The organism is Nostocoides sp. (assembly GCF_037045025.1).
Taxonomy (GTDB): Bacteria; Actinomycetota; Actinomycetes; order Actinomycetales; family Dermatophilaceae; genus Nostocoides_A.
Genome location: NZ_JBAOHM010000003.1, coordinates 339,710 through 361,043, shown reverse-complemented (window position 1 = coordinate 361,043; position 21,334 = coordinate 339,710). Strand labels below are relative to the sequence as shown.

19 protein-coding genes and 4 pseudogenes are annotated in these 21,334 nt (G+C 69.9%); 8 read left to right on the top strand and 15 right to left on the bottom strand.

Features of this window, described 5'->3' with window-relative positions; genetic code table 11:
- Window positions 1-270: 270 nt before the first annotated feature.
- Window positions 271-999 carry a winged helix-turn-helix transcriptional regulator gene (locus V9G19_RS01975; RefSeq protein ID WP_462283810.1) on the bottom strand — a complete coding sequence of 243 codons (729 nt, stop codon included), beginning with the start codon at window positions 997-999 and terminating at the stop codon, window positions 271-273.
- Window positions 1,000-1,085: 86 nt separating this feature from the next.
- Between V9G19_RS01975 and V9G19_RS01970 the strand changes: the two are divergent.
- A pseudogene (locus V9G19_RS01970) lies at window positions 1,086-1,535 on the top strand (class I SAM-dependent methyltransferase); the annotation flags it as partial.
- 429 nt (window positions 1,536-1,964) lie between these two features.
- Here the strand turns inward: V9G19_RS01970 and V9G19_RS01965 are convergent.
- The 6 genes from V9G19_RS01965 to V9G19_RS01940 all read right to left on the bottom strand — a co-directional run bounded on the left by V9G19_RS01965 (window position 1,965) and on the right by V9G19_RS01940 (window position 6,712).
- On the bottom strand, window positions 1,965-2,111 hold the full coding sequence (locus tag V9G19_RS01965; protein ID WP_462283884.1) for a hypothetical protein: 147 nt from the start codon (window positions 2,109-2,111) through the stop codon (window positions 1,965-1,967).
- On the bottom strand, window positions 2,108-2,632 hold the full coding sequence (locus tag V9G19_RS01960; RefSeq protein ID WP_462283809.1) for a hypothetical protein: 525 nt from the start codon (window positions 2,630-2,632) through the stop codon (window positions 2,108-2,110). Before V9G19_RS01960 ends, V9G19_RS01965 begins: the two co-directional genes overlap by 4 nt.
- 1,106 nt (window positions 2,633-3,738) lie before the next feature.
- A complete protein-coding gene (locus V9G19_RS01955) occupies window positions 3,739-4,530 on the bottom strand; it encodes an ABC-2 family transporter protein (RefSeq protein ID WP_462283808.1) in 792 nt (263 codons plus the stop codon).
- The gene (locus V9G19_RS01950; protein ID WP_462283807.1) at window positions 4,443-5,348 is read right to left on the bottom strand and encodes an ABC transporter permease; all 906 of its coding nucleotides are present in this window, start codon (window positions 5,346-5,348) and stop codon (window positions 4,443-4,445) included. The genes V9G19_RS01955 and V9G19_RS01950 overlap by 88 nt, the downstream gene beginning before the upstream one ends.
- On the bottom strand, window positions 5,345-6,376 hold the full coding sequence (locus V9G19_RS01945) for an ABC transporter ATP-binding protein (protein WP_462283806.1): 1,032 nt from the start codon (window positions 6,374-6,376) through the stop codon (window positions 5,345-5,347). The genes V9G19_RS01950 and V9G19_RS01945 overlap by 4 nt, the downstream gene beginning before the upstream one ends.
- An 84-nt stretch (window positions 6,377-6,460) precedes the next feature.
- Window positions 6,461-6,712 carry a hypothetical protein gene (locus V9G19_RS01940; protein WP_462283805.1) on the bottom strand — a complete coding sequence of 84 codons (252 nt, stop codon included), beginning with the start codon at window positions 6,710-6,712 and terminating at the stop codon, window positions 6,461-6,463.
- A 19-nt stretch (window positions 6,713-6,731) separates the two neighbouring features.
- Between V9G19_RS01940 and V9G19_RS01935 the strand changes: the two genes are divergently transcribed.
- A complete protein-coding gene (locus V9G19_RS01935) occupies window positions 6,732-6,974 on the top strand; it encodes a hypothetical protein (RefSeq protein WP_462283804.1) in 243 nt (80 codons plus the stop codon).
- Here the strand turns inward: V9G19_RS01935 and V9G19_RS01930 are convergent.
- From V9G19_RS01930 to V9G19_RS01920, 3 genes and pseudogenes are all read right to left on the bottom strand, one after another.
- Window positions 6,882-7,382: pseudogene (locus tag V9G19_RS01930) on the bottom strand (NmrA family NAD(P)-binding protein); the annotation flags it as partial. The gene V9G19_RS01935 and the pseudogene V9G19_RS01930 overlap by 93 nt on opposite strands.
- Window positions 7,379-8,821 carry an FAD-binding oxidoreductase gene (locus V9G19_RS01925; RefSeq protein WP_462283803.1) on the bottom strand — a complete coding sequence of 481 codons (1,443 nt, stop codon included), beginning with the start codon at window positions 8,819-8,821 and terminating at the stop codon, window positions 7,379-7,381. The pseudogene V9G19_RS01930 and the gene V9G19_RS01925, both read right to left, overlap by 4 nt.
- Window positions 8,818-9,105, bottom strand: a complete 288-nt coding sequence (locus V9G19_RS01920) for a hypothetical protein (RefSeq protein WP_462283802.1) — start codon at window positions 9,103-9,105, stop codon at window positions 8,818-8,820. The genes V9G19_RS01925 and V9G19_RS01920 overlap by 4 nt, the downstream gene beginning before the upstream one ends.
- A gap of 87 nt (window positions 9,106-9,192) precedes the next feature.
- On the opposite strand from V9G19_RS01920, the gene V9G19_RS01915 reads away from it, so the two are divergent.
- The 3 genes from V9G19_RS01915 to V9G19_RS01905 all read left to right on the top strand — a co-directional run bounded on the left by V9G19_RS01915 (window position 9,193) and on the right by V9G19_RS01905 (window position 11,379).
- Entirely contained in the window at window positions 9,193-9,843 is a 651-nt protein-coding gene (locus V9G19_RS01915; protein WP_462283801.1) for a TetR/AcrR family transcriptional regulator, read from the top strand.
- A gap of 754 nt (window positions 9,844-10,597) precedes the next feature.
- Window positions 10,598-10,735, top strand: a complete 138-nt coding sequence (locus V9G19_RS01910) for a hypothetical protein (RefSeq protein WP_462283800.1) — start codon at window positions 10,598-10,600, stop codon at window positions 10,733-10,735.
- 131 nt (window positions 10,736-10,866) lie between these two features.
- Window positions 10,867-11,379, top strand: coding sequence for a hypothetical protein (locus tag V9G19_RS01905; RefSeq protein ID WP_462283799.1), 513 nt, complete (start codon window positions 10,867-10,869; stop codon window positions 11,377-11,379).
- A gap of 70 nt (window positions 11,380-11,449) precedes the next feature.
- Here V9G19_RS01905 and V9G19_RS01900 read toward each other — a convergent pair whose 3' ends face one another.
- A complete protein-coding gene (locus V9G19_RS01900; RefSeq protein ID WP_462283798.1) occupies window positions 11,450-11,737 on the bottom strand; it encodes a hypothetical protein in 288 nt (95 codons plus the stop codon).
- Window positions 11,738-11,864: 127 nt separating this feature from the next.
- Here V9G19_RS01900 and V9G19_RS01895 point away from each other — a divergent pair, with 127 nt between their 5' ends.
- A complete protein-coding gene (locus V9G19_RS01895) occupies window positions 11,865-13,361 on the top strand; it encodes a tetratricopeptide repeat protein (protein WP_462283797.1) in 1,497 nt (498 codons plus the stop codon).
- A gap of 125 nt (window positions 13,362-13,486) precedes the next feature.
- The gene (locus V9G19_RS01890) at window positions 13,487-15,190 is read left to right on the top strand and encodes a formate--tetrahydrofolate ligase (RefSeq protein WP_462283796.1); all 1,704 of its coding nucleotides are present in this window, start codon (window positions 13,487-13,489) and stop codon (window positions 15,188-15,190) included.
- Between the two features lie 229 nt (window positions 15,191-15,419).
- On the opposite strand, the gene V9G19_RS01885 is transcribed toward V9G19_RS01890, so the two are convergent.
- Complete coding sequence (locus V9G19_RS01885; protein WP_462283795.1) at window positions 15,420-15,641, bottom strand: hypothetical protein; 222 nt, start codon at window positions 15,639-15,641, stop codon at window positions 15,420-15,422.
- Between the two features lie 33 nt (window positions 15,642-15,674).
- Entirely contained in the window at window positions 15,675-16,709 is a 1,035-nt protein-coding gene (locus tag V9G19_RS01880; RefSeq protein ID WP_462283794.1) for a phosphotransferase family protein, read from the bottom strand.
- Window positions 16,710-16,865: 156 nt separating this feature from the next.
- On the opposite strand from V9G19_RS01880, the gene ppdK reads away from it, so the two are divergent.
- The gene (ppdK, locus tag V9G19_RS01875; protein ID WP_462283793.1) at window positions 16,866-19,574 is read left to right on the top strand and encodes a pyruvate, phosphate dikinase; all 2,709 of its coding nucleotides are present in this window, start codon (window positions 16,866-16,868) and stop codon (window positions 19,572-19,574) included.
- Window positions 19,575-20,159: 585 nt separating this feature from the next.
- Here the strand turns inward: ppdK and V9G19_RS01870 are convergent.
- Both V9G19_RS01870 and V9G19_RS01865 read right to left on the bottom strand, forming a co-directional pair.
- Window positions 20,160-20,714 (bottom strand): annotated as a pseudogene (locus tag V9G19_RS01870) (pyridoxal-phosphate dependent enzyme); the annotation flags it as partial.
- Between the two features lie 49 nt (window positions 20,715-20,763).
- Window positions 20,764-21,294, bottom strand: a pseudogene (locus tag V9G19_RS01865) (GntR family transcriptional regulator); the annotation flags it as partial.
- Window positions 21,295-21,334: the final 40 nt, after the last annotated feature.

Sequence of the window (21,334 nt, the reverse complement as noted above, 5' to 3'; positions counted from 1 at the left end):
GCCGTCTACGTCGCGGGCGTCGCCGTCTTCACCGTGGTCTCGGCCTGGTGCGCGGCGGGCTCCCTCGGTTCCTCGCCGCCAGCTGGTCCACGCACTGCTGACGCCCGACGAGGTCGCGCGCTACCTCTTCCGCAAGGTCGTCTTCTGGGGGCGCTCGTTGTCGGCGATGGGCAGGAGCACGCTCGGAGACGCTCGATCGCCATGGCGGACTCCTTCGGCCACGTCCGCTCCACCTGGCAGAGGGCAACGGCTGACGGTTAGGGCACGGTTTTAGGGCTCGTTGGCGGCCATGACCGGCGGTGCCGCGGGACTGAGCTGCAGGATCTCGTGCGCCGACCTGGTCCAGGCCCGCTCCCCCGTCAGGCTCACCAGACCTTGACGGACGGCGGCCATCATCCCGAGGCGCCCGAGCCAGACGCGGTAGAGGTCGCTGACTGAGGCGCGGATGGTGAGGTTCACGGCATACCCCGGATCGCTCGGGCACACCGACGCGCTGCCGCGTTCGATGACGATCCAATAAACGCGCCGGTCGTCGGTGAACTCGACCCGTAACACATGCCGCAGGCCGGGGAAGCGGGTGGTATCGACGCGGCCGTGCATCCACCACACGAGCAGCTCCGGATCGAGTTCATCCGGGCGGGGATCCTCGAAGGCCCACCGGGCTCCCCAGGCACCCAGAGCGAACACGAGCGGCTCCAGGTCGCGGCCGGCGGTCGTGAGGACGTATTCCGCCCTGACGTGGTCGATGATCCCGGCGCGTTCTAGCTGACGCAGCCGCTGCGCGAGCAGCGTCCGCGAAAGCCCCGGGAGCCCGCGGGCTAGGTCGTTGAATCGCGTTGTCCCACAGATCATGTCGCGCACGATGAGGAGCGACCACCGGGTGCCGAGGACCTCTAGCGCGCGGGAGATCGGGCAGTACTGACCGAAGGCACCCGCCGCGCTGCTGCCGGTGTCGTCGCGGGCGGCCGGCGCGTGATCCGTTGGCTCGGTTGTGGTCATCTGCCCATGATGGGTCGCGGAACTGTACCGGCCTAGTCCAGGGTCTGTACTGGTCCTCGGGGCGGCCCGCCGGGAACCGTTGCGGGATGGATAGCAGATTCGCGCTCGAGCTTGACGACCTAAAGACCCGGCACCGCGCGATGTGGGGCTTGGGCGACTACGCCACCGTGGCCGACACGGTCATACCGCTCCTCGGAGAGCACCTCGTCGACGCCGCCCGAATCAACCCCGGCGACCGGGTCCTCGACATCGCCTGCGGCACGGGGAATGCCACCCTCCCGGCGGCGCGCCGAGGCGCGAGCGTGACCGGCATGGACCTGAGCGATGCGCTCCTTGCCGAGTGCGCCCGCCGGGCCGCGGACGCGGCGCTGGCCGTCGAGTGCGTTGCTGGCGACGCCGAGGCGTTGCCCTTCCCGGACGGGCAGTTCGACGCCGTCATCTCTTGTGTCGGAGCGATGTTCGCGCCCCATCACCAGGTAGTGGCCGACGAGCTGCTCCGCGTATGCCGCCCGGGCGGCACGATCACCATGGCCAACTGGACGCCCAAGGGCTTCATCGGCCAGATGTTCGAGGCCCTGAAGCCCTACGCGCCGCCCACCCCGGCGGGCAGCCAGCCGCCGCCGCTGTGGGGCGCTGAGGAGCACGTCAGCACGCTGTTCGGGGCGCGCGTGTCGGACCTGACGATGATGCGGCGCGACTACCCGGTGACCGCCTTCTCGACCGGCGCGATGTTCCGGGACTTCTTCAAGGCCAACTACGGGCCGACCATCGTTGTCTATCGCGCCCTGGCCGACCAACCCGAGAGCGCCGCGGAGCTTGATGACACCCTGGCAAGCCTCGGCGACCGCCATCTCGACGAGGCGGCGATGGGCTGGGGCTACCTGATGGTCACGGGCCGGGTGAACGGGCTTGGCTACGGTCCTCGGGTTGGCACCACATACGGTGCCAACCGACAGACCTACCGGTCAGTAGTCGGCGTACAACCGCTGGTCCTGGCCGTCGACGGTCATCGTTCCTCCGAAGGGAAGGATCCACTGCGGGCTGGTGTGGCCGAACGGCGGTCCGACAACGACCACGGCGTCGGGGTTGGAGGCCGCGACGATCTCGATCACGCTGTCGCGCTGGGCATCTCGCTTCGCCCGGCGTTCATCCGGTGACGGGCGCGTGTCGTGATCCGAGGTCGGGGGACCGGCGAGACCACGGCATCGACGGCCGCGAGGAAGGCGCGCTCGCCGAGGGACCGGACGATGAAGCCGAACTCACGTGCCGGGATCATCTCCTCCGAGCTCTCCAGCAGCAGCACGCCGCCGTCCAGGACAGCGGCGTCGAACGGGAAGCGCCCAGCGGTGAGTAGCCATTGCAGGACCTCGACGCAACCGCCCCAGGTGCGGCCGGTGACCGAACGAGCCGGACCGGCCCAGGTCCACGCCTCGGTGGCCTCCCGGTCACCGGTGTCGGTCAGCGCCCGCGGGTCCTGCCAGTCGATCCCGATGTCCTGCGACTCCCCGGGATCGACGACCTCGAGGCGGCCACCGGTGAGCAATGCGGCGCGCGTGCCGTGTGTGTGATCGGCCCAGTCCCAGAAGGCCGGCGCTGCCGGGGCGATGCTCGGTCCGGTCGGCCAGTCCTGCAACTGACACCGGATGAGCCCATTGCCGCCGTCCGCGACGCCGGACGGGAAGGAGCCGGGTTCGGGGCTCCACGTTGCTCCGTCGGACCAGAGGCGCGTCCTGGGAACTCGGTCTCGAGCGTGGGTTCGACCGTCCAGGTCCCCCCGTGTCGTGTGCTGTCCGCTGCCGCCAGCAGCTTCACCTCGAGCTGCGCCGCCGTCCGTGAGATCGCGAGTCCGGCAACGATGAGATCGAGCAGCTCGAAGAGTGCGAAGTTGTCGATTCCGCGCGCCATCGTCATCAGACCACCACCGGCTCGTGGATTGAGCTCGGTGGGGCGGAACCCATCTCGTGTCGCGACACCGTCGACGGTGAACACACCACGGAATCCGACCTCCGATGCCAACTCACCCCGACTCGGCGGGCGGCATTCCGCATCTCCTCGCGGAGTTCGGGCGCCGGATCCCAGAAGGTTCCCGCCCCGCAGTAGACGAACGTGCGGCCTCGTCTGAGGACTACCATCTCGACCGGCCGCAGGGCAGCAACCCCGTCCGCGCACACGATGCCGTGGATCGAACACGGGATGCCTTCGAGGAATGGCATGACGCGAACCGATCGGCAGTGGCCGTCGAGGGCAGCCTGCGCCACGGTCGCCTCCTCCGGAGTGCGGACCCACTCGGTCAGCGACGCTCCCCCGTGCCAGCCCTGTGTCGTGCACCACCACACAGCGCCCGATCTTGCGCACCGAGCCCTTCGCTCGCCAGGACGGCGACGTCGGTCGCTCCGAGCCGTCGCATCCGGTCGACGGTTGCCGTCCAACTCGTCGCCATGCCACCGACGAGCAGTACCTTGCGGCCGTCGATGATCAGACGAACGTCCGCGTCGTATCACGCCTGTGAGGGCTCAGGTGGCCCATCCATGACCATCAGAGTGCCCGAGGATCCGGTGACGCGGTCGGCTTTCGGACATCTCGGCCGGATGCGACCACTTCCGGCCTTACCTCAGGCGGAGTCGCGATCCCCCGACCGGGACAGGGCTCCGGGTCTCGCCATTATTCGGCAGGTGGCGAACGAAGTGGTCAGCGCCGAGTTGGAGAATTCACATCCGGGACGGGGCTGTGGCGCCAAGGTCAGCTCATGGCTCCGGTGTAGCGGCGCAGTTCGCGGCGCCACAGCCCCGCCGTCAGGCTGACCACGGCGGTGGCGAGTGCGAGCGAGAGTCCCGCCCACCACAGCGGGATGTCGCCAAAGAACACTTGCGCCGGAACGGTGGTCAGGAAGCTCACCGGGAGCACGACGGTCAACAGGAGGTGCAGCGTGGTCCCGTAGAGCGGGGTGGGGATGCGGGCGAGGTCGTGCACCCCGGTCATGACCCGCCAGCCGTCGAAGCGGACAGCCGACAGCGACTTGTAGCTGGAGAGGACTCCCGCGGCCCACATCAGGACGCAGGCACACGCGATGGTGACCAGCGCGGCCATACCCGAGACGATCGTGGCCGGTCCACCGCCGCTGGCCACGGCATACCCGCCGAGCAGGATCGCCAGGGCGACCTTGGGCACGTCCTGGACATAAAGGTGCCGGAGCGAACACATCAGCAGCGAGTTGACCGGTTGCAGCAGAACGGCATCAAGGGATCCGTCGCGGACCCGCTCGTCGAGGCGGGCGCTGTTGTTGCCGATGATCATCCACACGACGGCGTCCAGCAGATACCAGACCGCCGACAGCAGCAGCAGCCGCGGCCGGGTCCAACCGGCGGCACTCGTGTGCGTGGAGACGACGAGCAGTGGGGCCACCGACACGGCCAGCCAGATGGCCGAGACGAAGGTGCCGCTGATCAGGTCCGCCCGGTACTCGGACGCGGCGCTGAACTCCGCGCGCCAGCAGTGGGCGAGAGCGCGGATCGTGCGCAGCAGTTCGCCCACGTGCCCACCGCCTCATACCGGCGCAGACCGGCGCGCCAGATCAGCCGGTATGCCGCGTGGAGAGAGACGAGCCACACGAGCGCCTCCCCCGCGAGCCACCAGCCGCGGTCTCCGATCCCGCTGAGGATCTCGGGGGCTGCGCCGTTGGCGAACCAGAGTGGTTGGTGCACAGCGATATCCGGGAGCAGACCGGGAAGGAGTGCGACGGGCGCGACCAGGCCGCCGATGACCCATTCGACGCCGAGGAGCAGGCCTTGGACACCTTGGGCCTTGGTCATCCAGAAGGCGATCGCCGCCGACATCGCCGCGAGGTGGACGAGAGCCGCCGTCCCGAGCAGGCTGACGATCGCCGCCAGGAGCCAGTCGTCGGGCCCGGTCTGCACGCGAGCCCCGGTCAGCCACAAGGCGATCGGCACGACGAGCAACATCGGGGGCAGTCCGTAGAGTTTGGCGGCGGCTGCGCGCGCGACGATCTGGTGCATCGGGTGCACCGGCCGCAGCAGTTGCGCCGACAGTTGACCGGAGTAGACCTGCCACCCGAATTCGAAGATGACGGGCATGGTCACCTGCAGGCTCGTGGTGAACAACAGCAGGCAGTAGTAGGTCGCGAACTGGGTGCGCGTGATACCGCCGGCCGGGCCGTCCGCGGCCGCCGAACTCCACAAGGCCAGGAACGCCAGCGGCACGATCCACGCGAACGCCGACAGCACCAACTCCCAGCGGTATGCCGAGGCCGCCTGCGCCTCGACGCGCAGCAGCGCGGCATACGTGCGGGCCAGCCGACTGGTTCGGCGACCGAGCAGCGGGAGGGTGGTCACCGGCTCGCCGCTCCGGAAGCGCCACCGATGTCGGCCGCGGCCGGCGCGAGGGATCCCGCCGGGGCATCGGCGTAGAGGACGGTCAGGGTGTCCTCCAGCGGAGGGTCAGCCAGGGAGACGTCCGCCACGTCGTCGCGTGACTCCAGGGCTGCCAGCGCCGCGCCGGCCCGAGCCCGGGGCACCTCGATTGTCACGGTGGCCGTGGTGTGCGCGACCACCCGGCCAATCGCTTCCAGGACGGCACGATCCAGGGGACGGTCCAGCTGGGCCGTGAGGTGTTTGCGATCCCCCGCCAGCGCCTGCAGCTCGCGCAGCGAGCCGGTGAACGTCAGCCGGCCGCGGCTGATGGTCGCCACCTGATCGGCGAGGGCCTCGATGTCGGCGAGGTAGTGCGAGGTGAGGATGGCTGCGGCACCGGTCTCGTGGACGTAGCGTCGCACGAACTCGCGGATGACGCGTTGGGCGTCGAAGTCCAGGCCCAACGTGGGTTCGTCCAGCAGCAGGACGGGTGGCCGGTGGAGCAGCGCGGCGACGAACTCGCAGCGCATCCGCTGGCCGAGACTGAGTTGCCGGGCCGGCTGGCTGCCGAGCTCGGCGACCCCGAGCAGTTCGACGAGTTCGGCTCTCGTGCGGTCGAATTCGCGCCGGTCGAGGTCATAGATCACCCGGTGGAGTACGAAGGATTCGGCCACGGGAAGGTCCGGATGCAGCTGCCACCGCTGACCCATGACGAAGCCGAGCCGGCGCAAGAACGCAGTCTCGCGCCGGCTCGGGGTGAATCCGAGGACATCGACGGTGCCACTCGTCGGAGTCAGCAGCCCCGCATCGCATTTGAGGGTCGTCGTCTTGCCGGACCCGTTCGGGCCGAGCAGACCGAGGACGGTGCCGGGCCCGACCTGCAGGCTCACCTCGTCCACGGCCGTGATCGTGCGGTGCCGACGACGAAGCACCGAACGCAGAGCGCCGGACAGACCGCCGTCGCATTCGGTCACCTCGAAGGAGCGGACTAGGCCGCGGACAGTGATCACAGCCATTCACTGTGACCGAGAAGTGCCGCGGAGACCAACGAATTTCCTGGCCGCGACCGGCCAACTCCGCGCATCTGCGTTTGGTCAGCGCGCCGACTCCAGCGTGGGCTCCGGCACCGTGGGCTCCGGCACCGTGGTGAACGCCTTCGCATGGGCATTCAGGAACTCGCGCAGCGTCCTCGCCGGCCGACCCAGGAGGTTCGTCACCGCGGGCGTGATGCTGGCCTGACCCCCCGCCCGGAGGTGGGCGAAGACCGCGAGGATCTGCTCGATCACGAACGGTGGGACGCCGCGGCCGCCGAGGTAGTCCCTGGTCTGCGCGTCGGTGACGGACACGTAGGCGATCGGCCGCCCGGTGAGGCTGGTCAGCTCTGCGGCGATGTCGGCGAAGGGTCACCGTCTCGGGTCCGGTCAACTCGAGGATCCCGCGCTCGTCGACGAGGGTGTCCCGGGTCAGGAGGTCTGCGGCGACATGTGCGACGTCGTCGGGGTCGATCATCGCGATGGGAGCGTTCGCCTCGGGCGCGACGACGATGCCCTGGGTGCGGGCGTCGTCGGCGTGGCCGAGGACGTTGGCCATCGAGAAGCCAGGCCGTAGCGCGACCGATGGAATACCACTGGCCCACAAGTGATTCTCGATCGCCGCGTGCCATTGCCAGAAGGCGACCGGCGATGCCGGGTCGGCTCCCCGTGCAGAGACCTTCACGATGCGCTCGACGCCGGCGCGGACCGCCGCGTCGATCAGGCCCAGCTCATGGGCGACCTGGTCGGGGCCGTTGGGGCAGACCAGAAACAGCCGCTGCACACCGCGCAACGCCGCATCGAGACTCGCCGGATCGCCGTAGTCCGCGACGACCCCGCGCACTCCCTCCGGCAGGGGTGGTGGTTCGGCTGCCGTGCGGTGCACCATGGCTCGCGTCTCGTGGCCGCGCGCGGCGAGGGCGCGGACGAGTCGGCTGCCGATGGTCCCGGTGGCGCCGGTGACGCCGGTGACGAGGATGGTCATGGTGTTTCTCCTTCAGAGATATCGGTCGTGCTTTGTGGTGGGATGGGTCGTCCGCTACAGATCACGTTGGTCGGGTCGTAGCGGCGTTTGATCGCCCGCAGGCGGGCATAGTCGTCGGCGGTGTATGCGGCCCGCACCCGCTCGGGGCTGATATGCGGGTCCCCGTCGAGGAAGTTGAGGTAGGTGCTTCCGGTCAGGCTTGGCCCCAGGTGCGCGACGAGGTGGTCCTGGCGCTCGCGCATGTCCCGTGCCTCAGTTGCGTTGGCCGCCAACCCGATCGCGTTCATGGTGTAGGCCGCGGAGGTGGCCGCCATCGGATGCGGACCCCGGGGCGCCTGGTCGAGAGCCCCGCCGAGCTGACGCAGCTCCAGCATGACGAACGGCGACCCGCTGTGCGGTCCCGCAGCCGCGAGGAGCGCGTCGATGGAGTTGTCGTCCAAGGACGTTAGCGCTTCGCCGCGTTGCACCGCACCGACCGGGACGGTCGGGTCGAGACTGATCGAGTCGAGGTCGGTCGCGGGCAATTCGCCGAAGGTGTCGAGCACCGGATCCGGCAGCATCCTCCGCAGGGAGTCGACGACTTCCGCGCCAACGGGAAGGTCGAGCCCGCTGTAGCACGCCCGGACAGCCACCAGCGCCAGCCCGCGCAGCGGCTCCGGGACGGTGGGCGCGGGCGGGAACCGGCGCAACGCCAGCGCGGACATGAATTCCCTTGGGAGAGTGGAGGACCAGTCGCGGTAGCACTCGAGCACCTCACGGGCCCGGGTCAACGGGAAGTAGAGGTTGCCGCCATACACCCTCGTCAGCGGATGCAGGTCGAAGGTCAGGCTGGCGATCACGCCAAGATTCCCGACCCGGCCCGCAAGCGCCCACAACAGGTCGGAATGGTCCTGCGCAGTGGCGCAGACGAGGCGGCCGTCGGCGGTGACGACCTCGGCCTTCCGAACCCAGCTGGCGGCGAACCCGAGCCGGCGGCTGAGCCACCCGAATCCCCCGCCGACGGTGAACCCGACGACGCCCACCTGGGAGCTGGATCCGCTGACGCCGACCAGGCGGTATGCCGCGGACCGGGCGTGGACGTCCCGCCAGCGTGCCCCCGCGCCGACGGTCGCGGTGCCGCGCTCGGAGTCGATGCGCACGCCGGTCATCGCGGAGGTGTTCACGAGGACCGTGTCCGCACCGACCGACGGTGTGCCGTGGCCGGTGGCCAGGACGGCGACCCCAAGGCCGGCGCCGGCGGCATACCGCACAGCTGCGACGACATCTGCCGCGCACTCGGCCCGAAACACCGCCGCCGGGCGATGGACGGACAACAGGTTCCACGAACGCGCCGCGTCGGCGTAGTCCGGATCGCCCGGACTGATGAGCCTACTGCCTTGTCGCGCATCGAGATCCGTGCTCTGGCCGGCGTTGTGGCTGTCGTATTGCAGGGCGGTCATGGCGAACTCCTGTCCTCGCGTGCCTCGATCCGGGTCGGCGCCAGCCGGAGGCTGAGCATGACGGCGGTGGAGGCGAGATAGAAGGCATGGAGGAACCACAGCGGCCCGAGCGGCAGGCTGTAGACGTAGCCCGCATAGAGCACGTTCCCGGCATTGGCCAGGACCAGGCTCGGCACGCTGTAGGAGCGCAGATCCCGGGTGCGCAGGGCCCGATGCAGCATCGGGAGATGACTGCCGGCGAAGAGTGTCGCCGCCACGGCTCCGAGGATGACGGGCAGGTTCATGGGTTCCTCCTTCCACATTGAGTAGATCACTGACTCACCCAAAGTAGCTTTTGGTAAGATGTCTGTCAACCCAAATGAGGAGGAGCAGTGCCGAAACCCGCGACGCAGGCCCGCCGCGCATACAACAGCCCCACGCGCCGGGCCCGGGCCGAGCAGACCGAACGCCGCATCGTCGACGCAGCCGCAAGCTTGCTTCGGGACAAGGGCTGGGCCGGCACGACCCTGAGCGATGTCGCCGACGAGGCCGGCGTCTCATCGGCGATGCTGTACAAGGCTTTTCGGACCAAGGCCGATCTCGTCAAGCGGGTGTACGACGTCACGCTCGTCGGCGACCAGGCGGACGTGCCGTTTCGCGAACGGCCGGAGTTCCAGGCCGTCCTGCACGACGCCGACCCAGCGTCGAAGGTCGCGGGATACGCCCACCTGATGCGGATCGTCGCCGAACGCATCCTGCCGGTCTACGAACAGATCCGGGCGGCGGCGACTGCCGGCGATGAGGACCTGGCCCCTATCGCCGACACCGCCGACGCCGAACGGCTCTTCGGCGCTCGGGGCATCGTCGCCGACCTGACGGCGATGGGCGCGCTGCGGCCCGGGATCGACGAGGCCCGAGCCGTCGATCTGGTGTGGATGGCGATGTCTCCCGAGTTCTGGTCACTCCTGCTGCGGCGCGGGTGGTCCTGGGACGACACCGAAACGTGGGTGGCCGACCACCTGCGCGCCACCCTCTTGCGATGACCTCCCAGGCCAGCCCCCGGCTCGGCGGTCAGAGGCGGCGCCTCGCTAGAGCGAGATACCTGCCCATCGGACGAGGCCTGAAACACCGCCGTCGACGGGCTCGCGCGCCAGGGTGGGCAGACGGGCGAAGGCGGACCCACGATTCCGAGCTGCCGCAACGGCTCCCGCGTGACGATGTCATAGACCCGGCCGAGTCGTGGCCATGCTGGGGCTCGTCGCCGGCCACAACCCCAAGGTCGGCGACCATTCCGACCTGGGTCTCACTGTGCCGCAGCAAGAACCTCCCGCAACTCATCGTCCACCTACCAGGCTGTGAAGACGAGGCGGGTTGCGCTGCAGGTAAGTTCGGTGACGTTGCGGCTGATGAGTTCGGCGGCGCTAGCGTCGGCTTGGCGACCAAGTTCTCGCGGACCTGGGCACACGGATTTCTCACCCCCTGATGATGCCGGTGGCACCCGGGCGGAGACCTTCTTCCTGCCGTAAGCCGGTGATCTGCGCATCAGCCGGGTCTGCGCGCACCTGACGATCTGCGGCTGAGATGGGGTGTGGACCCCGCACATCACGCAACCTCAACTCCGCCCTCAAGAACGAGAACGCCTCCCACCTCGGGATACCTCTCGATGGCCTGGGGTCTGGCCAAACCCGGGCGAACGACCCGCAACCTGCAGGACGTGGGCCGGTTCATCGACAAAGGCCAGCTCAAGCGGGGCGACGCGCTGCTCGCCTACGACAGCCACGTGACGATGTTCGACAGGTGGCGAATTCGTCGCACACGCCCTACTGGGGATATGAGGAGAGCCCGTCGGTGGGGGCTACCCACCGGATCATCCCCTACCCCTACTGGTCCGGATATGGCACCTTCAAACCGTTCCGCTACAGCGGCATGAGCTGATCTCGCGATCCTCGCGCAAGACCGATGGGCACGAAGGCTTCCCAGCCCTCGTGTCCATCGGCTAGCGTGCACGGCACCTCCTTGGCGCCCCCACCCCCGAGCGGGCCGCCAATCCCCCGAGAGGATCCCCCATGCCAGTTCTGTCCGTATGCCGCTCGCGCCGCGCCGCCGCGCTGCTCACCCTCGCCGGCCTCGCCACCGGCGTCCCGGCCAGCGCCGCCCACGCCGACTCCTCCGCCGGCCGGGCACCGATCAGCGGCTCGACCGCGGTCGCCCGCGCCAAGGTCTGGGTCGACCGCGGCGTCGGCTACAGCCAGTCCAGCACCTACCAGGGCTACCGGATGGACTGCTCCGGCTATGTCTCGATGGCCTGGGGCCTGACCAAGCCGGGCTACACGACCTACACGATGCCCTCGATCGGCCGCTACATCTCCAAGTCCGACCTGCGCCGCGGCGATGCGATGCTCAACAGCTCCTTCCACGTCCTGCTGTTCGACAAGTGGGCCAACTCCGCCAAGACCTACTACTGGGCCTACGAGGAGTCCTCCTCCCGCGGCGGCGCCGTCTATCGGCAAATCCCCTACCCCTACTGGTCCGGCTACGGCACCTTCAAGCCGTTCCGCTACAAGAACATGACCTCCTGAGCAGCCGGCGAGCCAAAGCGAGCGCGTCGGCGACCGGCCGCGCAGCGCGACCGGCCAGGTGGCTGGCGGCTCACCCGCCCCAGAAGTAGGAGTCGCCGCAGCCGCCGCCGGCGAGCGCGGTGCCAGACGGCGCCGGGCCGGCGCTCGCCGCGCTCACCGGGAGAGCGCTCACGACGACTGCGAGCGCGCCGAGAGTTGCGGCCGCCCCGAACCGGACGAGCGTCGGGGCCTTCCACGTCAATGAAACCCTCGCCGATGCCCCGGGCGTCGGTGCGGCGTTCGGTGCGTCAGCCGGTGACGCGGTGGGCAGTGGCGTGGTGTCGATCATCGTGGTCTTCCCCTCCGTTGGTGGTGCCATCACTGCATCGGAGGTCGGTAACGCCGCGGTAATACCAGTCCGGCCACAATGTCCGTGCATTGTCCGCTTTTGCGTCCCGCCTCGCGTGCGAGTTCGTCTGCGGGAGCCCGCGGCATACCATCGCGTGGTGACGGACGTGACCAGGCAGCACGAGGACGCGGCGCTGGCGGCGCTGGCCCAGGGCCGCTTCGGCGAAGCCCGCGCCCACCTGGACGCGGCCCTCGACGTCGGGCGCGCACGAGGGGACAGGCCGGCGCAGGGCCATGCGCTGCTCGGCCTGGCCGAGATCGCCGTCGCCGAGGACCGGTATGCCGATGCCGAGGCCCTGTTGGAGGAGGCCCTCGCGGCGCACCGGGCGAGTGACGACCCGCGCGGCGTCGCCGACGCGGTGGCCGCCCTCGGGGACGTGGCCCGGCTGCGCGGTGACTACGGCGCCGCGCTCATCCTGCTGGAGCAGGCCAAGGAGAGCTACCGCGTGAGCGGAGACGGCGATCGCGAGGCGGGCGTGCTGACCGGGCTCGCCGAGGTCGCCCGGCTGCAGGGACGTCTCGGGGAGGCGGTGGCCCTGCTGGAGGAGGCGCTGCCGCGCCAGCGAGCCAGCGGTGACCGGGTCGCCGCGGCGGCAACCATCCGGGCGCTCGGCGATGTCGCGATCCGTCAGGGTCGCCACGACGACGCCGCCGCGGCGCTCGCCGAGGCCCTGACGGCATACCGCTCGCTCGGCAACCGGCTCGGGGAGGCGGCCGTCCTCGCCCGGCTGGCCGACCTGTCCCGGCTGCAGGCCCGGTATGCCGAGGCCGTCGACCTCCTCGAGGACGCCCTGCCCATCCAGCGCGACCTCGGCGACCGCCGCGGCGAAGCGGGCAGCCTGCACCGGCTCGCCATGGTCGCCATCCGGCAAGGGCGGCACGCCGACGCGACCTATCTGCTGGAGCAGGCCCTGCCGATCCAGCGCGACATCGGCGACCGGCGCGGGGAGGCAACGACCCTGACCAGCCTCGCGGACGTCGCCCGCCTCCAGGGCCGGTATGCCGATGCACACGCCCTGCTCGACCAGGCGCTGCCGATCCACCAGGCGATCGGCAACCGGCACGGGGAGGCGACGACGCTGACCGCCCTGGCCGACGTCGCCGGGCTGCAGGGACGGCCGGACGAGGCGGCCGCCCTACTCGACCGGGCCCTTCCCGTCCACCGGGCGATCGGCAACCGGCTCGGCGAGGCCAACACCCTGCAGCGGCTGGCCGATGTCGCCCGCCACGGTCGGCAGTATGCCGAGGCCGGCCGGCTGCTCGACCAGGCCCTGCCGATCCACCGGGCCATCGCCAACCGGCTCGGGGAGGCCAACACCCTGCACGGGCTGGCCGAGATCGCCCGCGTGGAGGGTCGTCTTGAGGAGACCCGTGCCCGCTTGGACGAGGCGCTACCGATCTATCGCGGACTCGGCAACCGCTTCGGCGAGGCGTCGGCGCTGCTCTGCTCGGCCCGGACCCGCGGGGCGGTCGGCGACGTCCCCGGGGCGCGGGCGGACTACCTGTCGGCCGAGCGGTTGTTCCGCACCGTCGCGCCTGCGTGGGCCGAAAGCGCCGCCGCGGAGGCCGCCACCTTGCCCACCGCGCCCGACTGACCTGGTCTCCCCCAGCAGCGCCGCCGACCGGCGGCCCACCACCACCGGTCGCCGGATTCGGCGCGCCGCAGAGACAGCGGGGCGGAGTGCGTGCGCAGTGGGGCCGTCCGCGCCAAGATGTCCCTATGGGTATCCCGTCAGACCTGGAGATTGCAACCGCCGCCAGCTTGCGCCCGATGCCGGAGATCGCCGGGAGACTCGGTCTGCCGGAGGAGTTCCTCGAACCGCACGGCAAGGGCGTCGCCAAGATCGACCTGGGCTGCCTCACCGCACCAGGACAGCCGACCGAGCAGCGCGCCAAGTACGTCGTCGTGACGGCGGTGACACCCACCCCCCTCGGCGAGGGCAAGACGACGACCTCGGTCGGATTGGCCGACGGGCTGGCTCGGCTCGGCAAGAACGTGGCGGTGACCTTGCGCCAGCCCTCGATGGGCCCGACCTTCGGGATCAAGGGTGGCGCGGCCGGCGGCGGCTATAGCCAGATCATCCCGATGGACAAGCTCAACCTCCACCTGACCGGCGACTTCCACGCGATCACCGCCGCGCATAACCTGCTCGCCGCGATGCTGGACAACCACCTGCACCACGGCAATGCGCTCGACATCGACCCGCGCAATATCACCTGGCGGCGCGTGCTCGACGTCAACGACCGATCGCTGCGCAATATCGTCCTGGGCCTCGGCGCCCGCGTCGACGGGGTCCCCCGCCAGACCGGTTTCGACATCACCGCCGCCTCCGAGATCATGGTGTTGCTGTCGCTGTCCTCGAGCCTGGCCGACCTCAAACAGCGCCTGCGGCGCATTGTCGTCGGCTACACCTTCGCCGGGCGGCCGGTCACCGCCGACGACCTCGGCGCCGCGGGCGCGATGGCGGTCATCCTCAAGGACGCGATCAACCCCAACCTGTTGCAGACCCTCGAGGGCACGCCGGCGTTGATTCACTGCGGGCCGTTCGGCAATATCGCCACCGGCAACTCCTCGGTCGTCGCGGACCTGGTCGCCACCCGTCGGGCCGACATCGTCCTCACCGAGGCCGGCTTCGGCGCCGACATGGGCGCCGAACGATTCATGAACGTCAAGTGCCGGGTCTCCGGGCTGCGTCCGGATGCCGCGGTGATCGTCGTGACCGTCCGCGCCCTGAAGATGCACTCCGGCCGGTTCAAGATCGTGCCCGGCAAGCCGCTGCCCGAGGAGTTGCTCGCCGAGAACCCGGGGCACGTCAAGGCTGGAATCGCCAACTTGCGCAAGCACATCCAGATCATCGAACGCTTCGGCGTCTGGCCGGTGGTCGCGATCAACGCCTTCCCCCAGGACCACGCGTCCGAGCACCAGGTCATCCGCGACCTGTGCGCCGAGATGGGCGTCAAGTGCGCGGTGTCGTATCACGTCGTCGACGGCGGCGCGGGCGCCGAGGAACTCGCCAAGGCGCTGATCGACGCCCTCGAGCACCAAACCCACTTCCGCTACACGTACGAGTCGGACACCCCGCTGCTGGCAAAGATCGAAGCGGTCGCCCGGGACATCTATGGCGCGGACGGCGTCGACATCGCGCCGGCCGCGGCGCGGGAGCTGGCGGCATACGAAAAGCTCGGCTTTGGTGGTTTCCCGGTCGTCATCGCCAAAACCCACCTGTCGATCTCGCACGACCCGGCGCTGCACGGTGCGCCGACCGGCTGGCGGCTGCCCGTGCGCGAGGTGCGGGCCGCGGCCGGCGCCGGATACGTCTATGCCATCTGCGGCGATATGCGCACGATGCCGGGCTTCGCCAAATCACCCAACGCCGAACGGATCGACCTGAGCCCCGAGGGCGAGATCATCGGCCTGAGCTAGCGATCCTCAGCTCAGCGGCGGGATGGCGCCAAGATCCTCGCGCAGCCGCGCGCCGAACGCCGGCGAGCGTTCACCGACGCGCGCCTGACCGCAGCGCGGCGCCGTCGGCTCATCCCGCGCCCGGTGGTGTCCGGCGCCGGCGGGGTGATGCGTCGCCCGACGTCTCCGTCAAGCATCCGCAACGCCACGTCCGCCAGCTCCACGCTGACATCCAGCCCCCAGTCACGGCTCAGCGCCCGCCGGAAGTCGCGCACGAGACCAACGCGGCCACCTGATCGCCGCATCGGTAACGGCTGCGGGCCACGGCGATTGCCACGGCTTCGCTCGTCGGGCATTCCGTCAGCCAGGTGTGCAGGCACGCGACATCCGGCTCGGGGACCACGGCCGCCTCGAGGGTGGCCGCCTCAACCACGGCCTGCTGCCGCAGCGTCTCTAGATCACGGTTGCCCACGACTTGTCAACACGTCTCAACTCTGCGAGTCGCTCAGGCCCACGGCTGGAGGAAGGCCGTCAAGGTACGTGCCAGCTCCACGGCCCCGCGCCGATGGCGCGGCAGTGCGCTCTGCTCCGGGTCGGCAGCCAGCCAGAGCAAGTAGCCGAGCACGCCGAACGCTTCCGCGGCCAGCCAGGCATCGCGGCGTCGGCGCAGGCCATCGACGTCTCCTCGGCCCCCGGCGTCGAGGTAGGCACCCAGGAAGCCGTCAATGTCGGTGTCGGCGAGCGGGGCGTACCAGGGGTCGGCGTGGATCGCGCCGCCGAGGAAGCCGAGGTCACGCGCCGGGTCGCCGACCTGGGTCCACTCCCAGTCGACGAGCGTGACCCGCTCGGCGGCCACGAGGATGTTGGTGAGCACCGGATCGCCGTGGAGCAGGGCGAACCGCGAAACGGCCGCGATCTGCGGCGTCACCTGCGCCGCGTATGCCGCCATGGCGTTGGCAAGTGCGCCGAACCCCGTCTCGCCATGCGGGAGCAGCCGCCCCCAGTGGGCCGTCACGCCGGCGATGTGCTCATCGAAGCGGATCGGCCTCGGCGGGTTGTCTGCCCGGGTCGTCACGGCGCCCGGGCCGGGCCAGGTCGGCTCGTGCAGCCGGGCCAACACCTGCGCCAGCCACTCCCGATGCCGCGGCGTCCACTGCGCCGCGGGCAGGACCCGCCCCGGCGCCAGCGCTTCGACGATGATCGGGTATGCCGCTCCGCCCGCCTCCCGCTGCTCGCCCCCCTCTGGATGCTGGATCAGCGCGATCGGCTCGGGCGCCAATCCGGTTGGCGCCAGCGACAATCCGGTGAATTCCTCCTCCGGGTCGGCGGGCAACTCGCCGCGGGCGCGACGGGCGGCGCGGATGACGACCACGGGCCGGGGCGCGCCGGCGACCCGGGCCGTCCACGCGGCATACGACTCCCCGTCGGCGAGGTGGGCGACGACCGGCGGGAGCGGGCCGTGGTGACGCGGCAGACCGAACCAGTCGGGGTGTCGCGACGCGAGCGTCGTGACCTGCGTGGCGTTCCACGTTCTCGGCATTCGGTCATCGTGGCATCGCGGCTCTGGACCAGGCACGCATTCCGTCTCATAGGCTGGCCCCCACGCCCCGCTCGGGGGCACATCCTGGACCACGGTGCGTTCACCACGCGGACGTGGTAAGCAGTGTCAGGCACCTTGAGGAAGGTAGTTGAGCGCATGTACGTGTTCCAGTTCAGCGAAGGCAACAAGGACCAGAAGGATCTGCTAGGTGGCAAGGGCGCCAACCTCGCGGAGATGGTCAACATGGGCCTTCCCGTCCCCCCCGGCTTCACGATCTCGACCGAGGCCTGCAAGGCCTATCTGGCGTCGGGACAGAATCCGCCCGAGCTGCAGGACGAAGTCACCGTCGCCCTGCAAAAGACCGAAGAGGCACTCGGCCGCGTCTTCGGCGCCGACGAGGAACCATTGCTGCTTTCGGTCCGCTCCGGTGCGAAGTTCTCGATGCCCGGCATGATGGAGACCGTCTTGAACGTCGGTCTCAACGACACGACCGTCGAGGCCCTGGCCCGCTTCGCCGGCGACGACCGGTTCGCGTGGGACAGCTACCGGCGGCTGATCCAGATGTTCGGCAAGACCGTCCTCGGCATCGAGGGCGACCTGTTCGCCGACGCCCTGGATGCCCAAAAGGCCAAGGCCGGCGTCCATACCGACCCGGAGCTGTCTGCCGATGATCTCAAGGAGGTCGTGGCGGCATACAAGAAGATCGTCAAGGACGAGACCGGCCAGGACTTCCCGCAAGACCCGCGCACCCAGTTGGACATGGCGATCATCGCCGTCTTCAACTCGTGGAACACCGAGCGGGCCACCATTTATCGCCGCCGCGAGCGCATCCCCGAGGACCTCGGCACCGCCGTCAACGTGCAGACGATGGTCTTCGGCAACCTCGGTGAGACCTCCGGCACCGGCGTCTGCTTCACCCGCGACCCCTCCACCGGGCACAGCGGGGTCTATGGCGACTACCTGATGAACGCCCAGGGCGAGGATGTCGTCGCCGGTATCCGCAACACCGCTCCCCTGGCCAAGCTGGAGGAGGAGGACGAGCAGTCCTACCGCAACCTCCGCAACGCGATGAGCCAGCTGGAAACCCACTACCGGGACCTGTGCGACATCGAGTTCACGGTCGAGCGCGGCAAGCTGTGGATGCTGCAGACCCGCATCGGCAAGCGGACCGCGGCGGCGGCCTTCCGCGTCGCGACCCAGCTGGTCGACGAGGGCATGATCGACATGAACGAGGCCCTCGACCGGGTCACCGGCGACCAGCTGACCCAGCTGCTGTTCCCGCGCTTCGACGCCGACGCCGGGGTCAGCCCGGTCGCCAAGGGCATGGGCGCCTCCCCCGGCGCGGCTGTCGGTGAAATCGCCTTCGACAACGCCGGCGCCGAGTCTCGCAAGGCGAGCGGCGCCAAGGTCATCCTCGTGCGGCGCGAGACCTCGCCCGAGGACCTGCCCGGCATGGTCGCCTCGGTCGGCGTGCTCACCGCCCGCGGCGGCAAGACCTCGCACGCCGCGGTTGTTGCCCGCGGCATGGGCATGTGCGCGGTCGTCGGTGCCGAGGCGCTGCGCGTCGACACCGAGGCCCGGACGCTGACCGTCGGCGGCCAGGAGCTGCACGAGGGCGACATCATCGCCATCGACGGCACCACCGGCGAGATCTACATCGGCGATGTCCCGGTCATGGACAGCCCGGTGATGACCTATATCGCCGACGGGCTCGAGGCCGGCCGGCAGGCCGCCGGAGACGACCCGCAGACGCTCGAACTCGTCGAGGCCGTCCACCGATTGCTCACCCACGCCGACGAGGTGCGCCGAATGCGCGTGCGCGCCAACGCCGACACCGCCGAGGACGCTGTCCGGGCCCGCGCGCGCGGCGCCCAGGGCATCGGGCTGTGCCGCACCGAGCACCAGTTCCTCGGTGAGCGCCGCAAGTATGTCGAGGCGGTCATCCTCGCCGAGACCGAGGAGCAGATCGACGCCGCTCTCGAAACCCTGGTGCCGGTTCAGCGGCAGGACTTCGTCGAGCTGCTGGGCGCGATGGACGGCCTCCCCACGACCATCCGGCTCATCGACCCGCCGCTGCACGAGTTCTTGCCCAACCTGACCGAGCTGTCGGTCAAGGTGGCGCTCGCCGACGCCAAGGGCGAGTCCGACCCGCACGACAAGACGATCCTCGCCGCCGTCCAGCGCACCCATGAGGCCAACCCGATGCTCGGTCTGCGCGGTGTGCGGCTGGGTCTGGTCATCCCCGGCCTGTTCGACCTGCAGGTGCGGGCGATTGCCGAAGCGACGGTCCAGCTGAAGAAGGAAGGCAAGGACCCGCAGCCGGAGATCATGGTCCCGCTCATCGGGTCGGTCCGCGAGCTGCAGATCGTGCGTGACCGGGCCGAGAAGATCCTCGCCGAGGTCGCGCAGGACGGCGGCATCGCGCTGGACATCCCGATCGGCTGCATGATCGAGTTGCCGCGCGCCGCGCTGACCGCCGGCGACATCGCCGAGGAGGCCGAGTTCTTCTCCTTCGGCACCAACGACCTGACCCAGACGACGTGGGGCTTCTCCCGCGACGACGTCGAGAGCGCGTTCTTGTCCAACTACCTGGACAATGGCGTCGTCTCGATCTCGCCGTTCGAAAGCCTCGACCGTGACGGCGTCGGCCAGCTGGTCAAGATGGGCGTGACCGCCGGCAAGGCGACCCGGCCCGACCTGCACGCCGGCGTCTGCGGCGAGCACGGCGGTGACCCGGAGTCGATCCACTTCTTCAACGAGGTCGGTCTCGACTACGTCTCCTGCAGCCCGTTCCGGGTCCCCGTGGCCCGGCTCGAGGCCGGCCGCGCCAGCGTCTCCGACGGTGGGATCGCCGCGTCCGCCTGAGGCCGCAGCGACGTCACCGGCCCCGCCGGTCAGCTTGGCGACGAGCTGACCCGCGGGGCCTTGGGGTTCGCGCGAGGGCGAGCCGTGCCCGCGGAGCGCCCGCCGAGGCCTTGACGCCAGCCGAGGGGGGTGTCAGCGCCGGTGATCGTGGTCGACGACGCCGTCGTCCGGGAAGGAATCAAGGATCTCCTGGCCGGGTCGAGGGCGGGGAGGAGCCGCCACGGGGGTCGGCGCGCACCACGGGATCGCGGTCAGCCCAGGGCGAAGGCGGCGATCGAACCCGGCACAGAAGGCGTTGTCGCCGTGCGGATTCCCCCGGTCGCAGGGAGCGCTGCCAAGCGGCACACAACCGGTCCAGCGAGGTGATGTCGGCGACGTGCGCCGCGATGCCCTCCTCGGCCAGTTCGTCGGCCGCGGCGAGGGCACCGGCAGTGGCCTTTGCCGCCGCGCTTGGTGCGGCTCGGGTAGGACTGGAGCCCGCCCATCTCGCGCAGCCGGGTCAAAGCACGCGCTGAGCGATCGACTCCAGTGCCTTGACGTCCGGGCCATTCGGGTCCGAGGTCATGCCGGGTCCCAGCCGGTGGTCGCCATCGCCGCCATCGTGGATTCGACTGGGATGCCGTAGAGTTCGCCGGCCCAGCCCTCGAGGACCTGGATCTCGTCCGGGCGCAGGTCGCGGCCGAGTTCGATCAGCTCGGCCGTATGCCGGGCAATGTTCGCCACCTGCGTGCCCGTCTTCTCCAGGGTAGCCGACGCGTCGATGCCGATGACCCGGCGCCCGCCAGTGCGGTCTTCGAGAGCGGCGAAGCCGGCGATCATGCCGGCGTGGGTGGAACCGGTGACGGTGCAGACGACGATGGTGTCGAAGAAGACACCGAACTGCTTCTCCTGTTCGGCGACCTAAAGGGCCCAGTTCGCGAACCCGAGTCCGCCGAGCGGGTGCTTGGAGGCGCCCGCGGGGATCGGGGATGGGCTCCCGCCGCCGTCCTCGACCTCGCGCAGCGCCTCCTTCCAGGAGTCGCGGATGCCGATGTCGAAGGCGTGCGGGTCGAGCCGCGCGTCGGCACCCATCATCCGCGTCAGCAGGATGTTGCCGACCTTGTCGTTCACCGGGTCGTCCCAGGGCACCCAGGTCTCCTGCCGCGCACAGCTCCAGGAGCCGGCCGTGCAGGGCGAGCGAGCCGCGCCCGGAGAGCGAGGCGAACTTCAGCCGTTCGAGGCGGCGCAGCACCGGACCGAACTGGTCGAGCACAGTGAGCAGCGCCTGATTGCCGGTGGCGCGTACGGGAATCGCGTGGAACTCGTCGTCCGCGGCAAGCGCGGCTTCGGCGTCCCCGGATTTCAGGGAGGCGGCGAAGTCCCGGTTCGCCCGGCGCATGGCCGCCAGGTCCCCGGTCGTGAGTAGAGGCACGGCGTCCTGGACGGCCAGGCGGTGCATGCCGGCGACGACCGCCTGGGCGTCACGGATGGCGCGGACGTCGAGCGGGCTGACGACCGTCGACCGACCCGGTGCGGCCTGGACGAGCCCGGCTTGACCGAGCCGGAGCAGGGCCTCTCGCACCGGGGTTCGGCTGACACCGAGCCACCGCGCCAGGTCGAGATCGCGCAGCTGCTCACCCGGAGCGAGGGTGCCGTCGACGATCGCTTCCCGAAGACGCGAGTAGACGTCGTCACGCAGCAGCCCGCGACTGAGCGCGACCGTGGTTGTCGGAATCGGCATGCAATATATTGCATACTGAGTTCTCGTCGTGTCACCTCGC

Excerpts from the sequence above, each read along its gene's own strand:
- V9G19_RS01975 (WP_462283810.1), bottom strand. The coding sequence starts at position 999 with ATGACCACAACCGAGCCAACGGATCACGCGCCGGCCGCCCGCGACGAC.
- V9G19_RS01925 (WP_462283803.1), bottom strand. The coding sequence starts at position 8,821 with ATGACCGCCCTGCAATACGACAGCCACAACGCCGGCCAGAGCACGGAT.
- V9G19_RS01920 (WP_462283802.1), bottom strand. The coding sequence starts at position 9,105 with ATGAACCTGCCCGTCATCCTCGGAGCCGTGGCGGCGACACTCTTCGCC.
- V9G19_RS01905 (WP_462283799.1), top strand. The coding sequence starts at position 10,867 with ATGCCAGTTCTGTCCGTATGCCGCTCGCGCCGCGCCGCCGCGCTGCTC.
- V9G19_RS01900 (WP_462283798.1), bottom strand. The coding sequence starts at position 11,737 with ATGGCACCACCAACGGAGGGGAAGACCACGATGATCGACACCACGCCA.
- V9G19_RS01890 (WP_462283796.1), top strand. The coding sequence starts at position 13,487 with ATGGGTATCCCGTCAGACCTGGAGATTGCAACCGCCGCCAGCTTGCGC.
- V9G19_RS01880 (WP_462283794.1), bottom strand. The coding sequence starts at position 16,709 with ATGCCGAGAACGTGGAACGCCACGCAGGTCACGACGCTCGCGTCGCGA.
- ppdK (WP_462283793.1), top strand. The coding sequence starts at position 16,866 with ATGTACGTGTTCCAGTTCAGCGAAGGCAACAAGGACCAGAAGGATCTG.